General features: G+C 43.3%; 6 protein-coding genes, 8 tRNA genes and 2 pseudogenes. 14 read left to right on the top strand and 2 right to left on the bottom strand.

The features are described from left to right. Window positions 1-240: 240 nt before the first annotated feature. Window positions 241-363, bottom strand: a complete 123-nt coding sequence (locus tag DW830_RS17005; protein ID WP_255415647.1) for a hypothetical protein — start codon at window positions 361-363, stop codon at window positions 241-243. Window positions 364-366: 3 nt separating this feature from the next. On the opposite strand from DW830_RS17005, the gene DW830_RS14900 reads away from it, so the two are divergent. The 8 genes from DW830_RS14900 to DW830_RS14860 all read left to right on the top strand — a co-directional run bounded on the left by DW830_RS14900 (window position 367) and on the right by DW830_RS14860 (window position 1,106). Continuing rightward, window positions 367-441: transfer RNA gene (locus DW830_RS14900), tRNA-Arg, on the top strand. A 7-nt stretch (window positions 442-448) separates the two neighbouring features. Further along, window positions 449-534 (top strand) — tRNA-Ser (locus tag DW830_RS14895). A 6-nt stretch (window positions 535-540) separates the two neighbouring features. Next, window positions 541-611: transfer RNA gene (locus DW830_RS14890), tRNA-Gln, on the top strand. A 9-nt stretch (window positions 612-620) separates the two neighbouring features. Continuing rightward, a tRNA-Phe gene (locus tag DW830_RS14885) sits at window positions 621-693 on the top strand. A 9-nt stretch (window positions 694-702) separates the two neighbouring features. Further along, window positions 703-784, top strand: a tRNA-Tyr gene (locus tag DW830_RS14880). A 7-nt stretch (window positions 785-791) separates the two neighbouring features. Beyond that, window positions 792-862, top strand: a tRNA-Gln gene (locus DW830_RS14875). A 91-nt stretch (window positions 863-953) separates the two neighbouring features. Then, window positions 954-1,026, top strand: a tRNA-His gene (locus DW830_RS14865). Window positions 1,027-1,031: 5 nt separating this feature from the next. Further along, window positions 1,032-1,106: transfer RNA gene (locus DW830_RS14860), tRNA-Thr, on the top strand. Window positions 1,107-1,347: 241 nt separating this feature from the next. Here the strand turns inward: DW830_RS14860 and DW830_RS14855 are convergent. Next, window positions 1,348-1,627 (bottom strand): annotated as a pseudogene (locus DW830_RS14855) (hypothetical protein); the annotation flags it as partial. 1,258 nt (window positions 1,628-2,885) lie between these two features. Here DW830_RS14855 and DW830_RS14850 point away from each other — a divergent pair. The 6 genes and pseudogenes from DW830_RS14850 to DW830_RS14830 form a co-directional block, all read left to right on the top strand. Continuing rightward, the gene (locus DW830_RS14850) at window positions 2,886-3,263 is read left to right on the top strand and encodes a DUF2958 domain-containing protein (RefSeq protein ID WP_119250432.1); all 378 of its coding nucleotides are present in this window, start codon (window positions 2,886-2,888) and stop codon (window positions 3,261-3,263) included. A gap of 64 nt (window positions 3,264-3,327) precedes the next feature. After that, window positions 3,328-3,909, top strand: a complete 582-nt coding sequence (locus DW830_RS14845; RefSeq protein ID WP_119250433.1) for a ribonucleotide-diphosphate reductase subunit alpha — start codon at window positions 3,328-3,330, stop codon at window positions 3,907-3,909. Window positions 3,910-3,920: 11 nt separating this feature from the next. Then, a complete protein-coding gene (locus DW830_RS14840) occupies window positions 3,921-4,403 on the top strand; it encodes an SLOG family protein (protein WP_233544577.1) in 483 nt (160 codons plus the stop codon). Between the two features lie 431 nt (window positions 4,404-4,834). Further along, window positions 4,835-6,115 carry an AAA family ATPase gene (locus DW830_RS14835; RefSeq protein ID WP_119250430.1) on the top strand — a complete coding sequence of 427 codons (1,281 nt, stop codon included), beginning with the start codon at window positions 4,835-4,837 and terminating at the stop codon, window positions 6,113-6,115. Between the two features lie 14 nt (window positions 6,116-6,129). Further along, entirely contained in the window at window positions 6,130-6,267 is a 138-nt protein-coding gene (locus DW830_RS15980; protein WP_158573520.1) for a hypothetical protein, read from the top strand. Between the two features lie 251 nt (window positions 6,268-6,518). Beyond that, window positions 6,519-6,843: pseudogene (locus DW830_RS14830) on the top strand (IS21 family transposase); the annotation flags it as partial.

The raw sequence follows: 6,843 nt of genomic DNA, 5'->3' as shown, positions 1-6,843 counted from the left end.
ATTTGTATCTTTGCATGTCATATTAGAGTTTTGCTTGTCTTCTTTTCGCAACACTAAGGTAAGTGAAAATTCTGACATGGCAAAATCCTGGGCAACTTTTTGTTGCTCAGGCACTTATAAATAATGTTAAACTATAGTGTTGCGGAATTAAGGGCTACGAAAAAAGACTTCACTCTCCCTTTCTACCTTTGCATCGTCAAAACAAGGAAGTATGGGTGAGCGGCTTAAACCAGCACACTGCTAACGTGCCGAACCGAAAGGTTCCGAAGGTTCGAAATCGCCTTCAGCGAGCGCAGAAGCCAAGCTTGCTTGGATTATGCCGAGCGTCAGGCGATTCTCAGCGAAATCCTTCTGCTTCCGCACATTGGCTCGTTAGCTCAGTTGGATCAGAGCACGACGCTACGAACGTCGGTGTCGGGAGTTCGAGTCTCTCACGAGTCACAACATTGGAGGTTTGGCAGAGTTGGTCTATTGCACCGGTCTTGAAAACCGGCAGGCGGCAACGTCTCAAAGGTTCGAATCCTTTAGCCTCCGCAAACTTGCCCTATCGCATAACGGTAGTGCGGCAGATTCTGGATCTGTAAGTGGTGGTTCGATTCCATCTGGGGCAACATCAATAAGGAGCTTTGGCAGACTTGGTGTATGCGCGGGACTGAAAATCCCGAGAACGTGGTTCGACTCCACGAGGCTCCACTTTAAAATTCGGGAGTGCTCCAGTGGCAACGAGGGCGGACTGTAAATCCGCTGTCTGATGACTTCGTAGGTTCGAGTCCTACCTCCCGAACTCAACTTGCCCTATGGTATAATGGTAGCACAACGGGTTTTGGTCCTGTTAGCGAAGGTTCGATTCCTTCTGGGGCGACAAGTTAAAAAAACAACTCCATGGTGTAATTGGTAGCATACCAGATTTCAGATCTGGAGGTGGTGGTTCGAATCCATCTGGAGTTTATATGGAGTTTGTAGCTCAGTTGGTAGAGTGCCAGGTTGTGGCTCTGGTGGTCGTGGGTTCGATCCCCATCAAACTCCCAAATGCTTCAATAGCACAGTGGTAGTGCAGCTCCCTTGTAATGAGCAGGTCGTAGGTCCGAATCCTACTTGAAGCTCCACATAAGAAAGGCTTCTCTTCAGGCAGTTTTGCTAGAAAAGAAGCCTTTTAGCTTTCTTGTAAGACGATGTCTCGTTGATGTTCGTTCATAATTTCCCTCCTTTATCCTTACACAAAGTTCAGAATAGATTTGAGTCTATCCTGTACCTTGTTGAGCACCTGGATGGTGTCTTCGTTGTTCTTATCCTTCTTGTTTTCAAGAAGAATGATAGCCTTCTTTATCAGCTTACAGTCCTCTATGGATAAAGGCATTTCAGTGATAGAGTAGTCTGGATCAGCGTATCTGTAGTATATTCTATCATAAACTTCGATAGGAGCATTGTAGCCAAGTTTGTCAGATCTCATAATCTGTATGTCCATCTGAACAGTTCTGGCGCATACTCCTTTGGTGATTCCTTCCATGTCGTAGAGAGCATCGCTGCATGCTTCCACGAGATCATCGAGAGTCCATCTTCTGTATCTGTTTCTTAAACAGTTGTCTATAGTTTTGTACCTTATTAAGGCATTCTTATTTGCTGGCATAGTTCTTTCATTTTAAACGTAAAAAATGGTTGGATTTTATCCAGCTTTTTCTCGCCTTGTCAGAGCAGATGCAAGCATTTGGCTAAAAAGAAAAAGTTGGATTCTCCCGGCAAGGAAACTCCAACTCTTCAATATTATCTTTGTTCTCTTTGGGGCACGCTGCTACGATGCCCGATAGAAATAACTATGCGAATAATGATCTGGGAATCCTATACCGGCTGTATCTGATGTACTTGATGTATGTACATAACTATTCCGTTCAAAGCGTCGATAGCTCTGAACGAATGATTGTGATGTTATGTGCATATTTAAATTCATTTCCGTATAGGATTTTTATATTTTTACTTTTTATTTGTCTAATTCGGGTGCAAAGATACAAAAATAGTGCGAAATCTTTTTGCGTAGCAGTAAAAAAAATGGTATAAACATGCGGATTTTAACCAAAATGAGCTGTTTTAATAGTGATAATCGGCTGATTTTCCCTGATAATGCTTCGCCCCACGCCATGAAGGATGCTACTGGAGTTCCACCTGATAGACTTTGCATTTATGTCAGCAGAGCATGACGTAAGTGCAAAGCCCCTCAGTCGGAAGGTGCCCACGAAACGACATGCGGTATCTTACAAACTGAGTAGGTGGGACGCAAGCGATTCCCACTTAATCAGTTTGACACTACTGCATGTCCATTCGTCGAGAAGGGCACTGGCTCACAGCATCCTCCTTCATTTTCCCTCCCTTCCACCTTATTATAATATCCTGGTCTTCCTCTTTATAGGCATTCTGTCTTTCCTTATAAATCTTTCGGCTTTCCTTCTTTATAATCTTCGCCCACACCATAGTCCAGTAAGCATGAACAGTTAGCCAGGGTGTTGTTCTTTCGCAGGCCGATTATATCGACTTACGAAGGAACAACACGCTGGCTTTTTAAACTGTTGATACTTGCTTGGACTATTCCCACCCAGCTTTTTTTATCCCTTCAGTCATTCCCAGTTATACTATATTCTTCTTACTGAAACCAGAAGTCTTTGCTTCCGTATCGTCTTTGGGATTTCGGGATTCTTTTTCTGCAAAGTTATCGCGTATCTGGCAAATAGCAAGTCGTGATTCGGTAACAATCTTCCTTTTCCATGAAACATGCAAAAGAGTATTCTTCCCGTCAGACTTGCCTTATTGCCTTGTACGCACTTTGAAAAGCAGAAAAAGCTTCCCGATCCCAAGTCCGAAAGAACTTAACGAAAGGGAGAAAAAATTTAGAGACTATGGCAAAAGATTTCAACAACCGCCTGATTACTCCAGAATTGGAGAAGGCAATGCAGGACTATCCGCTCTATTCCCAGGATAGCAAGAAGAAGGATGCAGTTTGCATCGCAGTGTTTTTCATCGGCAACGCTCGCTGGTACATTCTTGAAGGACAGCGAGAAAATGATGATTTTGTGCTCTTTGGCATCGTTGTAGGTCTGGCTGAGACTGAGTACAGCTACATTTCTGCCAATGAAATGGCAAGCGTGGAGTTGGACGCAACCAAGTTCGGACTCGGCAAGGTCAGAGTGGAGCAGAGAAAGCCATTCCAACCATGTCAGCTTTCTGAAATCTTCGACAGAGAGTTGCAGGCTTTCCTCAGCAGACTTTACGATTGAAAACATTTTTCTCGGTGGGTAGTGGTTGATGGCTGCTACCTGCCAAGTAACAACACTTAAAGCAATGAACATGGTACAGGTTTACATCAAGGGACAGGAGGATAAGGAGTTGAGCAGCTTTTTCCGCTATTATCCGGTACGTATCAAGAACATCGGTATGGATGCTTTCTTCGACCGCCAGGTTATCTATGATTTCAAGGATGGTCGAAACCATGCTGATGTGGCGAAGTGCGTGGCAAAGATGCTTGTCAAGAAGTTTGGTCGTAAGGTTCGCAGCGTTGTCTTCTCTTGCGTTCCTGCAAGTAGCCAGGAGCGTAACGAGGCACGCAACAAGAACTTTTCTGAACTTGTCTGCAAGTTTTCAGGAGCAATCAACGGCTTTTCTCATGTCAAGGTTGTTGGCGAACGTACCGCAGTTCATGGCACAAAGGTCAAGAAGGAAGAGCGAGCAAAGCGCTTGAAGGAAAAGAATAATATAGAGGTGGATGCTAACTTCTTCAAAAACAAAATAGTCTGCATTTGGGACGATGTGGTCACTACCGGCACTTCATTCTGTGCCTACACTGCACAATTGGAACAAGTAGGGGCGCACGTAACAAACGGCATTTTCCTCGGCAAGACATCATATAAATATGTACAGCAATGAAAAGAAAGAACATGATAAAGTTTGATAAGGCTGTTTCGGCAGCCTTTACAGGCCATCGCTTTTACAACTTCTCTCAGCAGGAGGTTATAAGAGAGCGATTGAACAAAGCCATCCTCGAAGCTTATGAGCATGGCATCAGTAATTTTATTTCGGGATTCGCCATCGGTATTGACTTGATGGCAGCCCAGATTGTGCAGTCTCTGAAACCTTCCTGTCCAGGAATGACGCTTACCGCAGCCATGCCTTTCAGAGGTCAGGCAGATAGGTTCAAGCCCAGCGATAGGATGGTTTATGATGGATTGATGGCTTCAGCAGATGAGGTGATCATCCTTTCAGAATACTATTACACCCGATGTTTTCTTGACCGAGACGAGTTCATGGTTGAGAATGCATCCCTCCTCATTGCCTTCTATGATGGGAGAGAGAAGGGTGGAACCTACTACACTTTCAAGAAAGCCAACTGTTTGGGCATTCCGGTTGTAAATATATATTGAATAACTCGCTAAATATCAAGCTTATGAATGAATTTGTTGACCTCATCGTTATCTACGTCGTTTTCCGTGCCATCCTCGCCTTCCTGGGCGCATGGTGGCATGGTGACGGACGCAACGATTTCAGACGAGACCGATAAAGGAACGGTCTCAATAGTTTTGTGTACTATTTCTCAATGACCTATACGAGCATGGCGAAAGAATGTCTGTTTCCCTTTTGAACTCATTAGTGTCCCGATTTTTACGGGACACTAATGGGTTACGACCTGTCAATGAAATGCGTCTGTTTTCCTTATCTGCGATGCTTGAAAGACTTATTCCTTTATCATGCCGGATTTTCTGAAAAATATTCTTAAATTTAATGCTGAAAAACTGCATATCTCATCTTTTCTTTGTATTTTTGCAAAAGAATTACGAATTTAAGCACGAAAGATATGATATTACAATTTAAAGTAAAGAATTTCCTTTCTATAAGAGAAGAGCAGACGCTGGATTTTACGGCTTCTGCTGACAAAACGTATGAAGACTACGCTGTTGTTAAAATAAAAGGTGTTCGCATTTCCAAATTGGGTGTTGTTTACGGACCAAACGCATCTGGCAAGAGCAACATCCTCAAAGCTTTGGCTTGGTTCATTTTTTATTTGGTTGCAAGTCGTTCCAAGAAACCTGGTACAGGCACAGGACTGACACCATTCATGATGGATGAGGATAGCCGAAACCGAAACTCATCATTTGAATTGATTTTCTATATTGGTGATGTCAGATATGAATATTCCGTTGCCTTGAACAACCAAAAGATTTATAAGGAAGAACTGTACTTCTATCCCAATAACCGCCGTGCGCTCTTTTATGAGCGTACTTGGAATGAGGACAAGAGCAATTCTTCAATTTCTTTCGGACCATTGCTGAAGTTGTCTGCAACACAGAAACTGTTCATAGAGTCAAATTGCATTTCCAATGCTACGGTACTCACAACCTATAAGAATGCAAACGTTGAAAAGAATGTTGAACTTGACAAAGTCTTCAATTATTTTGAAAGCGAGTTCATGCCTTTGCTCAGCAAGAATGATAATCTTGGACAGTTAGCTAACGATGTGGTAAGATTGGATGCTGACAGCAAGAAGTTTATCTGCGAGATGCTTGAAAAGGCTGATTTCAACATTTCCGACTTATACATCAAGGAAGAAAAAGGTGAGGTTTCTGAGGAAGCAATGGAGAAGTTCAGAAAGATAGCAAAAATCTTACATATCTCGGAACCTCAGGACAAGAGCATATCTACAGAAGAATTGTTCTTCACCCACAAGACTCCTTTCTATACGGGAAGTCTTTCTAACATGGTGGAATCGGAAGGTACCAACCGTATGTACGGTTTGTCGGCATTGCTATTTACACTTATCAAAAACAATCAGACATTGCTGTGTGATGAGTTGGAGAACTCGCTGCATTACGACCTGTTCACCCATATTATCAAGACATTCCTTGTAAATTCAGACCGGGCACAATTGATATTCTCTACTCATAGTCTTATGCTTCTTGACGAGGATTTTATCCGCAGGGATATGGTGTATTTTGCCAGCAAAAACGAATCGGGAGCGACAGAGATTTATCGTGCCAAAGATTTCGGTCTCCATAAGGAAGTGTCCATCCTCAATGCTTACAGAGCAGGTAAGTTGGGAGCAAAGCCTCAGTTGGGCAGTATATTTATTGACGAATAAGAAAGGAGGTTAACATGGAACAGAGACCGCTTGAATATACCGTCAAAATCTATTGTGAGGGTTTTACGGAATGGTACTACTTTGAATGGTTGCGCACCATCCATCTTGCTCCTGCTGAATATCGCATGGAAATCAATGGCGCTGCTAAGTGATGGCTAAAATTTGACAGTATCGGCGAATCGGTACCACTGTAGCGCATGAATCGGTACCATCATAGCACTGCATTCGGTACCATCGTATCACTTGAATCGGTACCATCATAGCGCCCCAATCGGTACCAAAAAGATGTAAAGTTCTGCTCATGTATAATAATAACCGCCTATCTTTGCAGAAGAATTTTTAAATCTGTATAGATATGGCACAAAGTAATGTAAACATGAGCAAATTAAAACGTTCATTTCAAATGCTAGCGGCAAAAATACCGCAACGCACCATTTGCGAGCAACTACACATGGGACGTGGCGTACTGAACCGTTACAAGACCTTGGCGGATTCCCAAGGTTTGTCCTATGGCGTGATAGGCCGCATGAGTGACGGGGAAATAGAATCTTTCCTCCAGTTGTCCAAACCCACAGCAGCCCCATCTTCCCAACGTCAGGTGCTGGACGGGCTGTTGCCTGAATATGTGTCAGACTTGTCGCATAACCGCTACCTCACCATTCAAGCCCTGCACGAGTCATACAAGAAGGAGCATCCCGACGGATATGGATACACCCAGTTCAAGAAGT

Source organism: Prevotella sp. AM34-19LB, from assembly GCF_003468525.1.
Classification (GTDB): domain Bacteria; phylum Bacteroidota; class Bacteroidia; order Bacteroidales; family Bacteroidaceae; genus Prevotella.
This window is presented reverse-complemented; position numbering and strand designations above follow the sequence as displayed.